The organism is Rhodococcus daqingensis (assembly GCF_042665615.1).
GTDB classification, from domain to species: Bacteria; Actinomycetota; Actinomycetes; order Mycobacteriales; family Mycobacteriaceae; genus Rhodococcus_G; species Rhodococcus_G daqingensis.
In genome coordinates, this window is record NZ_JBHTCS010000012.1 from 220,765 (window position 1) to 237,642 (window position 16,878).

At 69.5% G+C, this 16,878-nt stretch carries 10 protein-coding genes and 2 pseudogenes; 4 read left to right on the forward strand and 8 right to left on the reverse strand.

Annotation, left to right across the window (positions count from 1 at the left end; translation table 11 throughout):
• Window positions 1-6: 6 nt before the first annotated feature.
• Window positions 7-1,493 (reverse strand): annotated as a pseudogene (locus tag ACFQS9_RS11295) (MDR family MFS transporter).
• A 189-nt stretch (window positions 1,494-1,682) separates the two neighbouring features.
• Window positions 1,683-2,366 carry an aspartate/glutamate racemase family protein gene (locus ACFQS9_RS11300; RefSeq protein WP_378404540.1) on the reverse strand — a complete coding sequence of 228 codons (684 nt, stop codon included), beginning with the start codon at window positions 2,364-2,366 and terminating at the stop codon, window positions 1,683-1,685.
• 130 nt (window positions 2,367-2,496) lie between these two features.
• On the opposite strand from ACFQS9_RS11300, the gene ACFQS9_RS11305 reads away from it, so the two are divergent.
• Entirely contained in the window at window positions 2,497-4,029 is a 1,533-nt protein-coding gene (locus ACFQS9_RS11305; RefSeq protein ID WP_378404542.1) for an HNH endonuclease signature motif containing protein, read from the forward strand.
• Window positions 4,030-4,032: 3 nt separating this feature from the next.
• Here the strand turns inward: ACFQS9_RS11305 and ACFQS9_RS11310 are convergent, their stop codons facing one another.
• The 6 genes and pseudogenes from ACFQS9_RS11310 to ACFQS9_RS11330 form a co-directional block, all read right to left on the reverse strand.
• The gene (locus ACFQS9_RS11310) at window positions 4,033-6,264 is read right to left on the reverse strand and encodes an MMPL family transporter (protein ID WP_378404544.1); all 2,232 of its coding nucleotides are present in this window, start codon (window positions 6,262-6,264) and stop codon (window positions 4,033-4,035) included.
• A 7-nt stretch (window positions 6,265-6,271) separates the two neighbouring features.
• Window positions 6,272-7,051, reverse strand: a complete 780-nt coding sequence (locus ACFQS9_RS11315) for a thioesterase II family protein (protein WP_378404546.1) — start codon at window positions 7,049-7,051, stop codon at window positions 6,272-6,274.
• A gap of 2 nt (window positions 7,052-7,053) precedes the next feature.
• Entirely contained in the window at window positions 7,054-11,406 is a 4,353-nt protein-coding gene (locus tag ACFQS9_RS11320; protein WP_378404548.1) for a type I polyketide synthase, read from the reverse strand.
• Window positions 11,403-11,684, reverse strand: coding sequence for an acyl carrier protein (locus ACFQS9_RS11325; RefSeq protein WP_378404551.1), 282 nt, complete (start codon window positions 11,682-11,684; stop codon window positions 11,403-11,405). Before ACFQS9_RS11325 ends, ACFQS9_RS11320 begins: the two co-directional genes overlap by 4 nt.
• A 44-nt stretch (window positions 11,685-11,728) precedes the next feature.
• Window positions 11,729-12,166, reverse strand: coding sequence for a hypothetical protein (locus ACFQS9_RS26470; protein ID WP_465269924.1), 438 nt, complete (start codon window positions 12,164-12,166; stop codon window positions 11,729-11,731).
• A gap of 141 nt (window positions 12,167-12,307) precedes the next feature.
• A pseudogene (locus ACFQS9_RS11330) lies at window positions 12,308-13,464 on the reverse strand (AMP-binding protein); the annotation flags it as partial.
• Window positions 13,465-13,675: 211 nt separating this feature from the next.
• Here ACFQS9_RS11330 and ggh point away from each other — a divergent pair.
• From ggh to ACFQS9_RS11345, 3 genes are all read left to right on the forward strand, one after another.
• Complete coding sequence (gene ggh, locus ACFQS9_RS11335; RefSeq protein WP_378404553.1) at window positions 13,676-15,016, forward strand: glucosylglycerate hydrolase; 1,341 nt, start codon at window positions 13,676-13,678, stop codon at window positions 15,014-15,016.
• A gap of 130 nt (window positions 15,017-15,146) precedes the next feature.
• Window positions 15,147-16,022, forward strand: coding sequence for a TIGR03619 family F420-dependent LLM class oxidoreductase (locus ACFQS9_RS11340; RefSeq protein WP_378404554.1), 876 nt, complete (start codon window positions 15,147-15,149; stop codon window positions 16,020-16,022).
• Window positions 16,023-16,096: 74 nt separating this feature from the next.
• A complete protein-coding gene (locus ACFQS9_RS11345) occupies window positions 16,097-16,840 on the forward strand; it encodes a glycoside hydrolase family 25 protein (protein ID WP_378404556.1) in 744 nt (247 codons plus the stop codon).
• The last annotated feature ends 38 nt before the right edge of the window (window positions 16,841-16,878 follow it).

The following is a 16,878-nucleotide window of genomic DNA, read 5'->3' on the forward strand; positions in this document are numbered from 1 at the left end:
CCGCCGCTAGGCGGGTACGTCCACAGGTGCGTCGCCTGCCGGTTCCGCCGCGTCCGCCGGCTTGCGGACGAAGAGGCATGCCGCGATCAGCACGAACGACAAGATCCCGGCGACGAGGAACACCGCCCGCACACCCTCGACGATGGCGTCGGGCGAATCGGCAGCATCACCGGATCGCGAGGAGACCACCGTCATCACCGTGACGAACAATGCCGTGCCCGCAGCACCGGCAACCTGCTGGAACGTGCCCACCACCGCCGAACCGTGCGCGTAGAGGTGCGGGGCCACCGATCCCAATCCCGATGTCATCAGCGGTGTGAACGTCGCCGCCAGACCAAGGCACAGCGCCATGTTCGACAACAGCAGCCACCACAGCGAGGTCGAGGTGCTCACCGCCGTCAGCATCCACACACCGACGCTGACGAGGATCGATCCGGGGATGACCAGCACGAGCGGACCCCGCTTGTCGTAGACGCGGCCCACGATCGGTCCGGCGAGACCCATGAGAAGGCCGCCCGGGAGTGTGATGAGACCCGTTTCGAACGGGTCGAGGTGAATCACCGACTGCGCGAAATACGGGACGATGATGAAGGTGCCCATCATCGTTCCCATGCCGACCAGCATCGCGACGACGGCGATGGTGAACTGGCGGTATCCGAACACGCGCAAGTCCAGCAGGGCGCGATCCTCGCGTTGCAGCCTGGTCTGTCGGGCGATGAAGCCGAACATCGCGGCCGCACCGATGAGGAACGGCAACCACACCGGGATCGTCGAGGATCCCTGCGCCGATTCGCCGATGCTCACCAGGCCGTACACGAGGCCACCGAATCCGAGTACCGCGAGTGGGACCGACAAGAGGTCGATGCGCGCCGTCGTCGTCTCGGACACCGACACGAGGAACCGTGCGCCGACGACCAGCGTCACCAGCGCGAACGGGGCCACGAATCCGAAGATCCAGCGCCACCCGAAGTGGTCGAGGATGAAACCCGACACGGTGGGGCCGAGGGCAGGCGCCACCGCGATCACGATGGAGATGTTGCCCATCATCGCCCCCCGGCGAGCGGGCGGTACGAGCGTCATGATCGTCGTCATCAACAGCGGCAGCATGATGGCCGTCCCCGACGCCTGCACGATGCGGGCGATCAACAGCACACGAAGCCGGGTGCGGCGAACGCGATGAGAGTTCCCGCCGTGAACAGCGACATGGCGAGCGTGAACAGGGTGCGGGTGGGGATGCGCTGGATGAGGTAGCCGGTGAGCGGGATGATCACCGCCATCGTGAGCATGAACGCGGTCGTGAGCCACTGCCCCACGCTCGGAGGTACGCCCAATTCGACCTGCAGGACGGGGATGGCGATGGACATCACCGTCTCGTTGAGGATCACCACGAAGCTGGCTACCAGCAGGACGCCGATCACCTGGAGGTGGCGCCGTTCGATTCGGTCGCCTGCGTCGGCGACCCCGTCGGTCTCGAGACGGGTGGACTCGGTCACGGTGGACCTTTCGGATGGTGGGAACGGGGGTCATGCCGGCGGCCGGCGGCGCAGAGTGGGGGTGGTTACCGAACCTACTGGTCCGTCGCGATGCCTGCCACCCGATTTCGGTGAGACCGACAAGATCCCCACCACCATCGTGACGATGCGGCCCGGCCGCGGGTGAGCCGGGTCGCCGATGAGGATGATTCAGTCGTCGAGCGCGTACTCGACGGCCGTGGCGGCCAGTATCTTCGTCGAATCGAGCAGGGGCAGAGCGGAATTGGCATCGTCCACCACCATCGGCAGCTCGGTGCAGCCCAGGATCACGGCGTCGCCACCCGATTCGGCGTGCCTGCGGATCAGCGTCGCCAGATAGTCCGAAGATTCTCCGCTGCGGATCCCCCTGACCAGCTCACCGGTGATGATCTCGTGAATCCGGTCGGTCTCCGCAGGGGATGGGGCCACGAGCGAAGCGGCGCTCGCGAACGCGCGGTCGTAGACACCGCTCGCAGCGGTGTACCTCGTCCCGAGCAGTAGCGGGCGCCGCAGTCCGCGGGCATCCGCCTCAGTGCGGACAGCGTGCGTAATGCTGATCCACGGGATCGGCAGGCGCGACGCGACCCGGTCGTAGACCTCATGGGGCGTGTTCGAGGGACAGATCATGAAGTCGGCGCCGGATGCGTGGAGCTTCGCCGCGGAGGCCTCGAGGAGGCTCGCCCAGGTGTCCAGCCGGTCCGGACCGGCGTTGACATGCTCGGCGAAGGAGAACATGTGCAGGGTGATCTCGGGGTTCTCGTGCAACCCGATCGAGTGCTCGGAGATCCGGCAGATCTGTTGGAGGACAATGGCGGCGCCCTCGGCCGTCACGCCCGCAATCCCGATGTGCCGCATCGTTCGGACCTTACCGTCCGGGCCCGGCAGGCCGTCACCGTCCTCGAGGTCGACGAGGACTACTTCGTGTAGCGGCTCGCTGCTACTCGGATCGCCGATACGTGTCGGAGGGGCGGGCTACAATTCGAACATGCTTTCTAATGGGGGCCTTGGAGGGTGTGGCCAGGTGGAACGGCACCTGGCCGCCCTCGACGCCGCCGTCGAGGGCCTGCTCACCGACCCACTGTCGGGGCTTTCCGAGGCCGATGTCGTCAAGACCCTGCAGCGGGTGGAGACGTCGCTCCGGAAGGCGTCCGGGGTGGGGCACCGCCTGATCGTGGAATCCGTCGAACGGTCCATCCCGGGAAACCTGGCTTGTCGGTCGATCAACGACTTCCTCGTCACGACGCTCCGCATCGCAGCATCCGACGCCGCGAAACGCGTGAAGGGAGCCACCAAGGTCGGCACCTGGCACACCGTCGGCGGCGACGAGATGGACGCGACCTTGCCGGCCACCGCGTCGGCCGTCCGTGCCGGAGCGATCGGACCCGACCACGTCGCCGCCATCGCGAAGACCATGCGGAAGATCCCGCACGGCACCGGAGTCGACGAGATCACGATCGCCGAGAAGATTCTCGCCGACGCCGCCCGCTCCACCACCCCCGAAGACGTGACCAAGATCGGCATCCACCTGCTCGCGCACCTCAACCCGGATGGAGACCTTCCCGACGAGCGTGAACGCAGGCGCCGCCGCGGCATCCGGATCGGTAAGCAGGGTGCCGACCTCATGACGCCGATCTCCGGCATGCTCGACCCCGAACTGCGCGCCCTCCTCGACCCGGTTCTCGCGAAGCTCGCCCGGCCCGGAATGAACAACCCGGACGATCCAGAATCTCCCTCCGGGGACGTCGATGCGTCGACTCTCGACCGCACGGCCCTCGCGAAAGCCGCGGCCCGTGACACCCGCACCCCGGCGCAACGTAACCACGACGCCATGAAAGTGGCCCTGCAGCAGCTTCTCTCGTCCGGAGTGCTGGGCAGCCATCGTGGCCTGCCCGTGACCGCGATCATCACGATGACGCTGCAGCAACTCGAGGACGCCAGTGGGGTCGTCACCACGGCCTCCGGCGGCATCGTCCCGATCAAGGACGCCCTCCGGATGGCCGAACGTGCCCATCCCGCTCTCGTCCTCTTCGACCACAACGGCCGGCCCTTGCACCTCGGCCGCAGCAGACGTCTCGCCTCCGCCGATCAGCGGCTTGCGCTCATCGCCGCGTCCCGTGGGTGTACCCGCCCCGGTTGTGACGCGCCTGCCACCCTCGCCGCGGTCCATCACATCCGAGAGTGGAAGGACGACGGCCGCACCGACATCACCAACGAGGACCTCGCCTGCGACTGCTGTCATGCGCTCGTTCACGACGGCCCTGGCGGATGGAAAACCGATGTTGCACCGCCTGATTCAGAGTATCCGGGCCGCACCGAATGGACCGCACCGCCGCACATCGACCCGGAACAGAAGCCGCGGGTGAACCACCGGCACCACCTCGACGAACTCGTCTCCGGAGCGCTCGCCCGCTACCGGGCACGCCAGGACGCCGAACTGCGCCGCTGGCAAGGGCAGGGGGAACGACAGATCCGCAGGCACGCCGACGGGATATCTGAGGGCGACGATGAGGTCCCCTGATCGTCAGTACGGCGCCACAGGGACCGGCACGGGTGAGACGGGCGGGGCGGGCACGGCGGGTCGGCTGTGCCGGGCCGCCGTCTCGCTCAGTCCGATCACGCGATGCAGCCTCCGCAGCGGCCGGGGAGCCCACCAGTTGAGCTCGCCCGCGACGGCCATGAAGGCGGGCACCAGGACGCCACGGACCAGGGTGGCGTCCACCAGGACCGCGAGCGCGGTGCCGATGCCGAACATCTGCATGAACGACAGCCCGGTGGAGAAGGACAGCAGGGTGACGGTCAACAGGGCCGCGGCGCTGCTGACGATGCGGCCCACCCGGCCGAGCCCGACCACCACGGCATCCTCGGTGCTCGCGCCTGCGTCGCGCGCCTCCTTGATCCTGCTGAGCAGGAAGATCTCGTAGTCCACCGACAGGCTGAACGAGATGCAGCACAGCAACACCGCCATCGCGATGTTCAGCGGCGCCGGTGTCGCCCCGATCAGCCCGGCGAGGTGACCGTCCTGGAATATCCACACCATCGCACCGAGCACCGCGGCGAGGACGAGGACGTTGAGCAACAGCGCCTTCAGCGGCAGGACGACGCTGCCGGTGAGCAGGAACAACAGCACGAACGTGGCGGCGGCCATGATGCCGAGGGCGAGGCCGAGCCGGCTCATGATCGCCGACCGGCTGTCCAGCAGCTCGGCCGTGGGCCCGCCCACCGAGATCTGGTTCTCGTGCACTCCGGGCAGCGCCCTGATCGCGCGGACCAGGTCCTGTGCGGAAACGGATTGCGGGTCGGCGTCGGGGTGCACCAGGAGGTAACCGGCTGTGCCCGAGTCGAATCGGGCGCTCGCGCCGCCGGGGCCCGCGACCTGCACGCCGTGCGCGTAGCGGCCGGGCCCGCCCTCGGCCGACGCCACGCCGTCCAGGGTGGAGATCTGGGCCGCGAGCGGGCCGAGGGACTCGCGGTGGGTGGTGGTCACCAGGGTCACGGCGTCGGTCTGGTCGGCGGGGTAGTCCGAACGCATCGAGGCGGTCACCTGCCGGGCCGCGGAGCCGGCGGGCAGTGCGCGTTCGTCCGGGGTCGCGAACTGCGCGTGCAGGAACGGGATGCCCATGACGATCAGCAGTGCGACGACCGGGATCGCGGCCCGTCCTGGCCTGCGGGTCACCGCCGCCGCGGTCCGCCGCCAGAAGCGCGAATCGGTGGCCAGCCCGTCGCGTCGGCGCAGCACGGCGAGCGAGTCGACGCGGGACCCGAGGAGGGCGAGCAGCGCGGGGAGCACCACCACTGCGCTGACCGCGGCGACCGTCACGACGGCGATCGCGGCGAGCCCGATGGACCGGAGGAAGTATGTGGGAAACACCAGCAGGCCGGTCATCGCGACCGTCACCGTCGCGGCGCTGAAGACGATGGTCCGGCCGGCAGTCGCGACCGCCTCGATCGCCGCCTCTCGCGGTTCGAGACCGCCGGACCGTTCCTCGCGGAACCGGGAGACCATCAGCAGCCCGAAGTCGATGGCCAGGCCCAGCCCGAAGGCGGTGGCGACCGTCAGCGCGTAGAGGGAGACATCGGTGAGCTTGGCCAGCCCGAGCAGGACCAGCAGGGTGGTCAGGATCGAGGCGATCCCGAGGGAGAGCGGCATCAGGGCGGCGACGATGCCGCCGAAGGCCACGACCAGGAGCACCAGCGTCGTCGGCAGTGCGATCGACTCGGCGAGCTTGAGGTTCTGGTCGACCCGGGTGTCGATCTCGCTGGCCAGACCGAGCTTTCCGCCCGCCCGCACCTGCACGGCCGGGTCGTCGGCGGGCAGTCGATCGACGATGCCCTCCGTGCTCCGCGCCGCCTGTTCCGGCGTGCCCGCGAGATGGAGGAGGATCAGCGCGGAGCGTCCGTCCGAGCTTCGGAGGTCCGCCGAGTTCGAGGACCAGTAGGAGCCCACCTCGGTGACGCCTGGCTCGGAGCCGACGCGCTCGGCGAGCAGGCGCCCGGCCTCGGCAACTCCCGGGCTGTCGACATCTCCGCTGCGGGCGGTCACCTGCAGCACCAGGTTCGGCGTCGAACCGCCGAAGGTGCCTTCGAGGATCCGTCCGGCCTCGGACGACTCGGATCCGGGATCGTCGAATCCGCCGACCTTCAGGTGGCTCGTCACACCCGCGCCGAACACCCCGGCCGCGACGAGGAAGACGAGCGCAGTGGCGAGGACCAGGCGTGGACGCGCGACGACGGCGGTGGCGAGGCGTCTGAGCATTGTCGGTTCACTTCCCGTGGTCGGAGGAAGCGGTCCGCGCGTAGTCGCGGAGCAGCGGTCGCAGCAGGCGGAACAGCTCGTCGGGTGACTCGTCGAGGTAGAAGTGACCGCCCTCGAGGATCCGCACGTCGATGATGTGGGTGGTGTGTCGGCTCCAGGCGCGCAGGTCGATCTCGCTCACCAGCGGATCCGAGTCGGCCCCGAACAGGTGCATCGGGCAGGCCAGCGGCGCCTCCCCGGGGTCACGGTGGTCGGCGCACATCCGGATGTCGTCCCGGATCACCGGCAGCGCGGACTCCAGCCAGGCGGGCCAGGAGAGGACCTCGGCGGGCAGCCCGCCGATGGCGGTGAGAAACTGCGCGAGCAGGACGTCGTCCAGGTGGTCGATCGGCGGCAGCGGTGCTGGCAGGTGGGGGGCTGCGTATGCCGAGAGCAGCAGTGCCTCCGGAAGCCGGAGTCCGCGGGCGTCGCGGCGCCGCGCCAATCGGTAGGCGACGAGTGCACCCATGCTGTGTCCGAAGAACACATGTGGTGCCGAAAGGTGTTCGGCGAGCTGATCTTCGAGGTCGTCCAGAAGGTCGTCGAGATCGACGAACCGATCGTGATCGGAGCGCCTGCCCCGGCCCGGCAGGTGCACGGGCACGACCGTGACGTGCGGGCCGAGGGCGCGATGCCACGCCCGGAACATCGGTGACCCGCCCCCCGCGTGATGGAAGCAGAACATCCGAAGTTCTGCATCGGCTTCGATCCCGTCCTCGAGGTACGGGGTCAGCGGCTCGATCGACATGATCACTTGCCCTCGTCCAGGAGGGCGAGTTCCTCGGCCGTCGTCTTCACCGTGTAGCGGATCTGATCCTCGGTGTGGCAGGAGGTCACGAAGAAGCGCAGCCGCGCCTGGTCCTCCGGCACCGCCGGGTACAGGATCGGATTGACGTTGATCCCCCGGGTGAGCAGCGCGCTGGACAGCTTCAGGGTCTTGATCGAATCGCCCACGATGCAGGGGACGATAGGTGTGTCGGCGCTGGCGCCGGTGTCGAGTCCGGCCTCGACGGCCAGGGTCAGGAAGAGCCGGGAGTGCCGGTGCAGGCGCTCGAACAGTTCCGGCTCGGCCCGCATCTGCCGCAGGGCGGCCAGGGACGCGGCGGCGTTCGAGGGTGTCATGCCGACGCTGTAGATGAACCCGGGCGTGGTGTATTTGAGGTACTGGATCAGCTCGCGGCTGCCGGCCACGTATCCGCCGCACCCGGCCAGCGCCTTCGACATCGTGCCGGACCACAGCTCGACATCGCTGCGGTCCACCGCGAAGTGCTCGCCGATGCCGCCGCCGGTGGCCCCGAGCACGCCGATGCTGTGTGCCTCGTCGATCATGAGCAGGGCGCGATGCTTCCGCTTCACCGCGATCACGGCGGGCAGGTCCGGGATGTCGCCGTCCTGGCTGTACACGCCTTCGATGAGGACGAGCACTCGGCGGTACCGCGGCCGGATCTCGGTGAGGATGGCGTCGAGGGCGGCGTGGTCGTTGTGCGGGAACGATTTCCGGGTCGCACCGGAGAGCTTGCAGCCCTGCAGGATGCTGTCGTGGGCGAGGCTGTCGTGGATGACGAGATCGCCGGGGCCGACCAGGTGGCCGATCACTGTCACGTTGGTTGCGTGCCCACTGACCAGTGCGATGGCGTCCTCGGTGCCGAGGAGCGCGGCGAGTTCGGCCTCGAGCATCCCGTGCAGGGGCTTCTCCCCCGAGATCAGCCGGCTCGCCGAGCAGGAGCTGCCGTACCGGCCGACCGCATCCTGCACGGCGGACACGACATGGGGGTGGCCCGACATGCCGAGGTAGTTGTAGCTGGAGAAGTTGAGGACCTCCTCCCCGCCGATGATCGAGGTGTCCCTGGTTATCCCGTCGTTGACCAGGAAGTACGGGTTGGACAGGCCGTGGGCCTCGCCGAGTGCCAATCGCTCGGCGATGGCCTTGACCTCGGGGAACTGCTCGATGCGGTAGTTCTCGGTCGCGATCTGGTCCGGCGTGACCGCCGGTGCCGCCGCGGCCTGCGTGGCCGCGACGTCTCCCGCGGGGCCGGGGTCCGCCGGCGCGGGTACGGTGCCGAGCTGCTCGCAGATGCGCGCCACCAGGTCCCCGACGGTGCCGGACGGCGAGAACCATTCCGACTGGGCGGTGAGCGCGGGGAAGGTGCGCGTCAGCCCGGCCACCACATCGGTCACCATGATCGAGTCGAAGCCGAGGTCACCGATGATCGTCCGGGATGAGCGCAGCGTGTCGACGGGATGACCTGCGACCCGGGCGATCTCGGCGTACACAATCGCGGCGACCTCGTTGCCTGCGGCCTCGGGTGTCGCGGGTGAGGTGGTCACTCGGGACTGGGCCGCCGCGGTGGATGCGGCGGCCATGGCGTCGCCCGCGGGCGCCGGCCGGCCCTGCCCGGCGGCCGCGAGGAGGGCGGTCTGCTCGCGGAAGAGGGAGATCAGGTTGTCCATGGTGTCGTCCTCGGTGAGAAGGGTGGGAGAGGTGAGAGGGTCCGCGGAGGGCTCTGGTTCGCTTTGGTGTGCCCAGTAGCGGTGGGTGGTGTCGAACTCGTAGCCGCCGAGCGTCAGCCGAACTCGCTGTGCCGGTTCGTACAGCGCGTCCCAGTTCGGGTTGTGGCCGTCCCGGTACAGGGCCGCGACGACGCCGGTGAGTTCGCGCCCGGTCGCGTCCGGGCCGGGGCAGGGAACGAGGCACGCGAGATCGGGGTTTGCGCGGGAGACCAACGGTGCGAGCACCCGCCGCGGCCCGAGCTCGATCAGGTGGGTGGGGCGTGCCTCCAGCCCGGCCGCCAGCGCGTCGGCGAACAGCACGGTCCCCCGAACGTGCTCGGTCCAGTAGTCGGCGTCCATGGGCTCCTCGGCGCCGAGAAGCCGTCCATGCAGGGTCGAGTAGACCGGAATGCGCGGCGGCTCATAGCTGCAGCCGGCGGCGACGGCGGCGAAGGCGTCCACCATCGGCTCCATCAACGGTGAATGGAACGCGTGGGAGACGGCGAGCGGCCGGACGGGTACGGCGCGGACCGCCAGCTCGTCGGCGACCCGGCCGAGTGCCTCGGCGGCGCCCGAGAGCACCAGGTCTCGTGGGCCGTTGACGGCCGCCACCGATGCCAGGGGTTCGCCGGCGAGCATGTCCGCGACCTCGTCCTCGCCAGTCCGGACGGCGAGCATGCCTCCACCCGCGGGGAGCCGCTGCATGAGCCGTCCCCGCGCGACCACCAGGCGGCAGGCGTCATCGAGCCCGAACACACCGGCGAGCGCCGCGGCCGCGTACTCGCCGACGCTGTGGCCGAGGAGCCAGGACGGTTCGGCGCCTGCCTCGGTGAGCGTCTGCGCGAGCGCATATTGCACCGCAAAGATTGCCGGTTGCGCGTGCTCGGTTCGGTCGAGGTCCTCCCCGCCCAGCATGAGCTCGCGGATCGAGCGGCCCAGGTGCGGCGCCATCTGCTCGTCCACCTCGGCGAGGGCGCGCCGGTAGCGTCCGGACTCCGCGTGCAGGGCCGCGGACATGCCCCGGTACTGAGATCCCTGGCCGGTGAACAGCCATCCGGTGCTCACCGCGCGGGCCTGGCCCGTCGCCGCGGCGAACCGGCCGTCGTCGGTGACCAGGTCGCGCAGTTCGGCGACGGCCTCGTCGCGGCCCCGAGCCGGCAGGGCCAGGCGATGGCGCCCGGACGACTTGATCTTGTTGCTGGACCAGCACACCTGTGCCAGCCGTCCCTCGGGCTGTCCGGCGAGATCGTCCGCGAGCCGGGCCGCGTTGCGCCGCAGCCCGTCCCGGCTCGCCGAGGAGACGGTGAGCACGCCACCGCCCGGGCATTCCGAGGCGGGCGCGCGGTCGGGTGCGCTGCCCAGCAGCAGGTGCGCGTTGGTACCACCGATGCCGAAGCTGCTCACGCCGCCGTAGGCCGGTCCGGCGGGTAGGGGCAGCGCCTCGGTGAGCAGGCGGAGGCCGTGGTCGGCGAGGCGCAGGCGTGGATTCTCTTGCTCGGCACCCCGACTGGGAGGCACCACGCGGTGGTGCAGGCTGAGCGCCGCTTTGATCAGCCCGGCGACACCCGCGGCGCCCTCGGTGTGGCCGAGGTTGCCCTTGATCGAGCCGACCGCGCAGGGCTCCGGCCGCGGCACGGCATGCACGTGACCGAGTGCCTTGGCCTCGATCATGTCACCGAGCACGGTTCCCGTGCCGTGGGCTTCGAGGAAGGCAACCTGCTCGGGCCGGACGCCCGCGCGCCGATACGCCTCCCCGACGACCTGCTGTTGCGCCCAGCGGTTGGGGGCGGTGATCCCGTTGCTGCGGCCGTCGGAGTTGACTGCGCTGCCCTTGATCGTCGCGTAGATCGGAAGCCCCTCGCGCTGCGCGTCATCCAGGCGGCGCAGTGCGAGCACGGCGACGCCCTCGCCGCGGCCGATGCCGTCGGCGTGTTCGCTGAAGGGCTTGCAGCGTCCGTCGGGTGCGGAGAGCCCGGCCTGGGTGTAGAAGATGTTGAGGGTGGGCGTGAGGATGATGTTGACCCCGCCCGCGAGGGCCTGATCGCACTCTCCGGCGCGGAGTGCCGCGCAGGCCATGTGGACGGCGACCAGCGATGAGGAGCAGGCGGTGTCGACCGCGATGCTCGGGCCCCGCAGGTCCAGTTGGTACGAGATCCGGTTCGCGGTCATGAAATATCCGTTGCCGGAACCGAGTTGGGGTGTGATCTTCGAATAGTCGCTCAGGTGCAGGTTCGCCCATTCATTCGCCATCACGCCGACGTACACGCCGGTGTTCGAACCGGCCTGGGTGCGCGGATCGAGCGTGGCGTCCTCGAGCGCGCGCCAGGCGGCCTGCAGCAACAGTCGCTGCTGCGGATCCATCGCCTCCGCCTCACGCGGCGCGATGCCGAAGACCTCGGGGTCGAAGGCGTCGGCGTCGTCGAGGAAGCCGCCGCACCGGGTGTTGACCTTGCCCGGTCCGCCCTTCGGGTCGTAGAAGTCGTCCGTGCGCCAACGCTGCGCGGGCACCTCGGAGATACCGTCGCCACCGCCCATCAGCAACGCCCACAACGCTTTCGCGTTCGCGGCCTGCGGAAACCGGCAGTCGAGCCCGACGATCGCGATATCGGTCATGATGCCGTCGCCTCCGCCGCCAGCTCGCCCGCGAGGAACCCGGCGATCTCCGCGATCGTGGGGTAGTCGAAGACCATGGTGGCGTCGGCGGGGATCTGCCACCTCTCCTCGACCTCGCCGCACAGGCTCAGCGCGGACACCGAATCGATCCCGATCTCGGCGAGGGGGGTCGTCGGATCGATGTCCAGGGCGGGCACGTCGAGGTAGCCGGCGACCCGATCGACGAGCCAGGACGTGATCGGTGCGAGAGTGTCTGCGGTGATCGTGGCGTTGTACATGGGGGAACTCCTTGTGGTTCGGGTTGATCGGTTGCGGACAGCGATTACGCTGCGGCGCGCAGGCGTTGCACGGTCGGGATGACGTCCTCGTGGAGCAGCGCGTGGACCCGGTTCTCCAGGAACGAGGTGCGCATCGCCCGGCGCTGAACCTTGCCGCTGGTGGTGCGGTGCACTCCGCGGCGGTCGACCAGGACCACGTCGGGAGCGGGCACATCGAAGTGTCGGGACACCGCGACCTTGATCAGCGTGGTGATCTCGGCGAGCGTCATATCGTCGAGCAGCGCCGGCCTGACTTCCTGGATCACCAGCAGTCGCTCTTGCCGACCGGCGTCGATCGAGAGCGCCACCCCGGCGGACCCCGCGAGCGCGGGATGTACGTCGCGGACGACCTCCTCGATGTCCTGCGGATATAGGTTGCGCCCGTTGATGATCAGGAGATCCTTGAGCCGACCGGTGACGAAGATGTGGCCGCGGTGGCGCATGCCCAGGTCTCCGGTGCGCAGGTACGGCCCCTCCCCCGCCAGCTCGGCGCCGAACCTCGCGGCGGTCTCCTCCGGACGGTTCCAGTAGCCTGCGGTGACGCTCGCTCCGCGAGCCCAGATCTCGCCGACGCTGTTGTCCGGCAGCGCCTTTCCGGTGTCTGGGTCCACGATGCGGATGTCGAGGTCCCGTGGGGGTCCGCTGCTGACCAGGCGGACCCCGCTGTCGTCGGTGACCGGGATGACCTCGTGGCGTTCGAGGGCCGCTGCGTCGACGTCGATGCGGAACGGCGCGTCGCCGACCCGGCTCGCGGTGGCGAGCAGCGTCAACTCGGCCATCCCGTACCCGGTGACGAACGCGTGCGGGGGGAATCCCGCGGTACCGAGGCGCTCGATCACCGCGTCGAGGGTGCGAGAGCGGATCGGCTCCGCGCCGTTGAGCGCGGCCCGGAGCGAGGAGAGGTCCAGGTCGGCCAATTGTTCGTCGGTCGCACGCCGGGCCACCAGCTCATAGGCGAAGTTCGGCGCGACGGTGAACTCGGCGCGGTAGCGGTCGATCATCTCCAGCCAGCGGACGGGGCGCTTGAGGAAGGCCAGCGGGGACATCAACGCGAGGTCCCCCCGGCGTAGAGGGGCAGCAGCATCGAGATCAGTCCCATGTCGTGGAAATGCGGAAGCCAGCTGACTCCTATTGCGGCACAGTTGAATCCGAGCGTCTTGGAGATTGTCGCCTCGTTGTGCAGCAGGTTGCCGTGCGTCACCATGACGCCCTTGGGTTCACTCGTCGAACCGGAGGTGTACTGGAGGAAGGCGACGGTGTCACCGTCGATTTCGGGCATCCGCCACGCGTCGGCGTCCCCCAGATCTTCGGCGTCGGTGCTCACGCAGGACACCGAGTCGGCGCGCCCGCTGTCGGCGATCCACGCGGTCAGGAGCTCCGCGTAGGCGGAGGTGGTGAGGACGAGGCCGATGTCGGCGTCGTCGAGCATCCCGGCCACCCGCCGCGTGCTCTGCTCGTCGTGCGGGAGCGGGGCGGGTACCGCGATGACGCCTGCGTAGAGGCAGCCGAGGAAGGCGGGCAGGAAGTCGATACCGTCCAGGTACAGCAGCAGGACCGGTCGGCCGGCCTCCGGCCGCTGCGACAGCCAGGCGGCCGTGGCCCGCGCCCTGCGGTCGATCTCGCGGAAGGTGAGAACCTCCTCGACCAGCTCGAGGCCGACCTCTCGGTGGTAGGTGTAGGAACGGTTGTCGCCGTGACCGTCGGCCTGGGCGCGGACGTGTGAAACGAAGTCGGGATACACGGGTGCTCTTTCCTCGGGGTGCGCGATGGCGGTCGAACGGCGAGTTCGGGGTGCGCTGGGAACGTCCCCAACACTTGTCGGCCCGGGCGTCGGCGACTACGGACCCTTGGGGTGGCCCGACGGACCCCGGGGTGTGGGCTTTTGGCACCAAGGAGGGCCCTCGACGTCACCCCGGCGGGCGCGATCGGCGCCGCCGACGCAAACTAGGACGATGGCCGCCGATCCCGGATTCATCCCGACGCAGCTCGCGGCCCGGGCCGCGTACCTGCTGCGCGGCAACGACCTGGGCACCATGACCAGCGCCGCGCCGCGGCTGTACCCGCACATGTGGAGCTGGGACGCCGCGTTCGTCGCGGTCGGGCTGGCGCCGCTCAGCGTGGAGCGGGCAGTCGTCGAGCTGGACACGCTGCTGTCCGCCCAGTGGGGCAACGGGATGATCCCGCACATCGTGTTCGCGAACGGGGTCGACGGGTACTTCCCCGGGCCCGCGCGCTGGGCCTGCCGGGAGCTGGCGGCGACGGCCCCGGTCGCGCCCCAGACCTCCGGCATCACCCAGCCGCCGGTGCACGCGATCGCCGTCCAGCGCATCCTCGACCACTCCCGCAGGCACGGCCGCAGCACCCGGGCGGTGGCGGAGGAGTTCCTCGACCGGCGCTGGGGCGACCTGGTGCGCTGGCATCGGTGGCTGGCCACCGCCCGCGACCCGAAGGACAACGGGCGGATCAGTCTGTACCACGGCTGGGAATCCGGCATGGACAACTCGCCTCGCTGGGATGCCGCGTACGCCAACGTCATCCCCGGACCGGTGCCGCCGTACCTGCGCGAGGACACCGCGATCATCTCCGACCCCACACAGCGGCCGTCGAATGCCGAGTACGACCGCTACCTGTGGCTGCTCGAGGAGATGAAGCTGGCGCGCTACGACGACGCCGCGCTGGTGGCCACGATGAGTTTCGCCGTCGAGGACGTGTTCGTCAGCGCCGTCTTCTCGCTCGCCTGTGATGTGCTGGCCACCATCGGTGAGGAGCATTCGGCGCCGAGGGCGGACGTCCGGGACCTGCGGTACTGGGCCGAGAAGTTCCAGCGGGGAACCATCGCGACCACGGACCCGCGTTCGGGTGCCGCGCGGGACTTCGACCTGCGGTCGGGGCGCTGGATCCCCACCGAGACGCTCGCGATGTTCGCCCCACTGCTGTGCGGCGGGCTGGACCGCGACGCCGAGCGCGCGCTGGTGCGGACCTTCGAGGGCCCCCGGTTCTGTGGCCACCCGGACCTCCGGTACGCGGTGCCGCCGTCGACGTCGCCGGTCTCGGGCGACTTCCGGTCGCGCGAGTACTGGCGCGGCCCGGTGTGGCCGGTGATGACGTGGCTGTTCTCCTGGGCGTTCGCCCGCCGCGGGTGGGCGGAGCGCTCGCGCCACCTGCGCGCGGAGGGCCTGCGGCAGGCCGCCGACGGGAGTTTCGCCGAGTACTACGAGCCGTTCACCGGCGAGCCGCTCGGGAGCATGCAGCAGTCCTGGACCGCGGCGGCGGTGCTCGACTGGCTGGGGTGACCCGGGTCGGGCCGCGCGATCGACGTGGCGCCCGCTGATTTCGTCTCGCTGGGCGGGAGGCCGGGATCCGGTGACCCGGGTGCGTCCGATCAGGTATGACGTAGACCACACCGGACCGAAGGAGCAGGCAGTGCGATTCACCTATGCGGAGGCCATGACGGACCCGGCCTTCTATGTGCCGCTCGCGCAGGCGGCGGAGGAAGCCGGCTATCACGGCATGTCGATCGCGGACAGCCTCTGCTATCCGAAGGAATCCGATTCGGTATACCCGTACACGCCCGACGGAAGCCGGGACTTCCTCGAGGACAAGGCTTTCGTGGAGGCGTTCGTGCTCGCCACCGCTCTCGGGATGGCGACGACGACGCTTCGCTTCACCACCTTCGTGCTGAAGCTGCCGATCCGTCCCCCGGTCCTCGTCGCCAAGCAGGCCACCTCGGTGGCGTACATGACGAACAACCGGCTGAGCCTCGGCATCGGGCTGAGCCCCTGGCCGGACGACTTCGAGGTGATGGGCGTGCCGTGGGAGCGGCGCGGCAAGCGGACGAACGAGGCGATCGACATCCTGCGTGGCCTCGTGAGCGGGGAGTACTTCGAATACCACGGCGAGATCTTCGACCTGCCCGCGATCAAGTTGAGCCCGGTGCCGAGCCGGCCCATCCCGATCCTCGTCGGCGGGCACAGCGATGCCGCGCTCCGGCGTGCGGTGGTCCGCGGCGACGGGTGGATGCACGCCGGCGGCGGCGACGAGGAACTCGACGTCCTGCTCACGAAGCTGCAGCGCATGCGACGGGAGGAGGGCAAGGAGCACAGCCCCTTCGAGATCCACGTGATCTCGCCGCAGGCCTACACGATCGACGGGGTCCGGCGACTGGAGGACAAGGGCGTGACCGACGTGATCGTCGGCTTCCGGGACCCCTACGGCGTGGGTCCGGACCCGGAGCCACTGGACGCGAAGATCGCCGCCCTGACGAACTACGCCGAGACCGTGGCCTCGAAATGCGGGTGACGCCCGTGAGCCGACGCGAAAAGTTCATGCACGGTTTCGTGGTCGCGCCCCCGATATCGGTTTAGTCTCGGGCGATGACGTCGTCGAGTCGTAAGCGTGTCCGAGCCGTCACCCGCCTGGTACCGGCCCTGTTGGCCGGCGCACTCGCCTTCGCGGTGCCGGGAGTCGTGAGCGCCGAACCGGTCAACGGACCGGACGTCGCGTCCTGGCAGCATCCCGGCGGGTCGGGCATCGACTGGTTCGCGGTCCGCGCCTCCGGTCACGAGTTCGCGATGGTCAAGGCCACCGAGGGGCTCTGGTACGTCAACCCGTTCTTCGTGCAGGACGGCATCGGCATGCGCGCGGCCGGGGTGGCCCGCGGCGCCTATCACTACGCCGACGTCCGGCAGTCGCCCGAGGCGCAGGCGGCGTACTTCGCGTCGACGGCCTTCCCGGTGATCGGATTCGGCGGGCTGCCACCGGTGCTCGACATCGAGGACGCCAAGGGGTTGCCGCCCGCGGCGGTGATCGACTGGACTCGCCGCTACCTCAACTCCGTGCAGGCGCTCACCGGCAAGCAGCCGATCATCTACACCTATCCGAACTTCTGGCGCACCGCGATGGCGAACACCACGGAGTTCTCCCACTATCCGCTGTGGATCGCCGACTACAACGGCAGGGACGAGCCGGGCCCGCTGCCCGGCGGGTGGCAGCGCTGGACGTTCTGGCAATACACCAGCACCGGGCGGATCGCGGGGGTGAACGGCAACGTCGACCTCAACATCTACGGTGGTGGCCTCGGCGACTTCGGCAGCTACTCCAATCCGTTCGGTTCCTGACCCCCGCTCGGTCCGGGAGGTCACGGATCGGCCACCGT

Excerpts from the sequence above, each read along its gene's own strand:
- ggh (WP_378404553.1), top strand. The coding sequence starts at position 13,676 with ATGGCCGCCGATCCCGGATTCATCCCGACGCAGCTCGCGGCCCGGGCC.
- ACFQS9_RS11345 (WP_378404556.1), top strand. The coding sequence starts at position 16,097 with ATGACGTCGTCGAGTCGTAAGCGTGTCCGAGCCGTCACCCGCCTGGTA.
- ACFQS9_RS11310 (WP_378404544.1), bottom strand. The coding sequence starts at position 6,264 with ATGCTCAGACGCCTCGCCACCGCCGTCGTCGCGCGTCCACGCCTGGTC.
- ACFQS9_RS11320 (WP_378404548.1), bottom strand. The coding sequence starts at position 11,406 with ATGACCGATATCGCGATCGTCGGGCTCGACTGCCGGTTTCCGCAGGCC.
- ACFQS9_RS11315 (WP_378404546.1), bottom strand. The coding sequence starts at position 7,051 with ATGTCGATCGAGCCGCTGACCCCGTACCTCGAGGACGGGATCGAAGCC.
- ACFQS9_RS11325 (WP_378404551.1), bottom strand. The coding sequence starts at position 11,684 with ATGTACAACGCCACGATCACCGCAGACACTCTCGCACCGATCACGTCC.
- ACFQS9_RS11305 (WP_378404542.1), top strand. The coding sequence starts at position 2,497 with ATGCTTTCTAATGGGGGCCTTGGAGGGTGTGGCCAGGTGGAACGGCAC.
- ACFQS9_RS26470 (WP_465269924.1), bottom strand. The coding sequence starts at position 12,166 with ATGCGCCACCGCGGCCACATCTTCGTCACCGGTCGGCTCAAGGATCTC.
- ACFQS9_RS11300 (WP_378404540.1), bottom strand. The coding sequence starts at position 2,366 with ATGCGGCACATCGGGATTGCGGGCGTGACGGCCGAGGGCGCCGCCATT.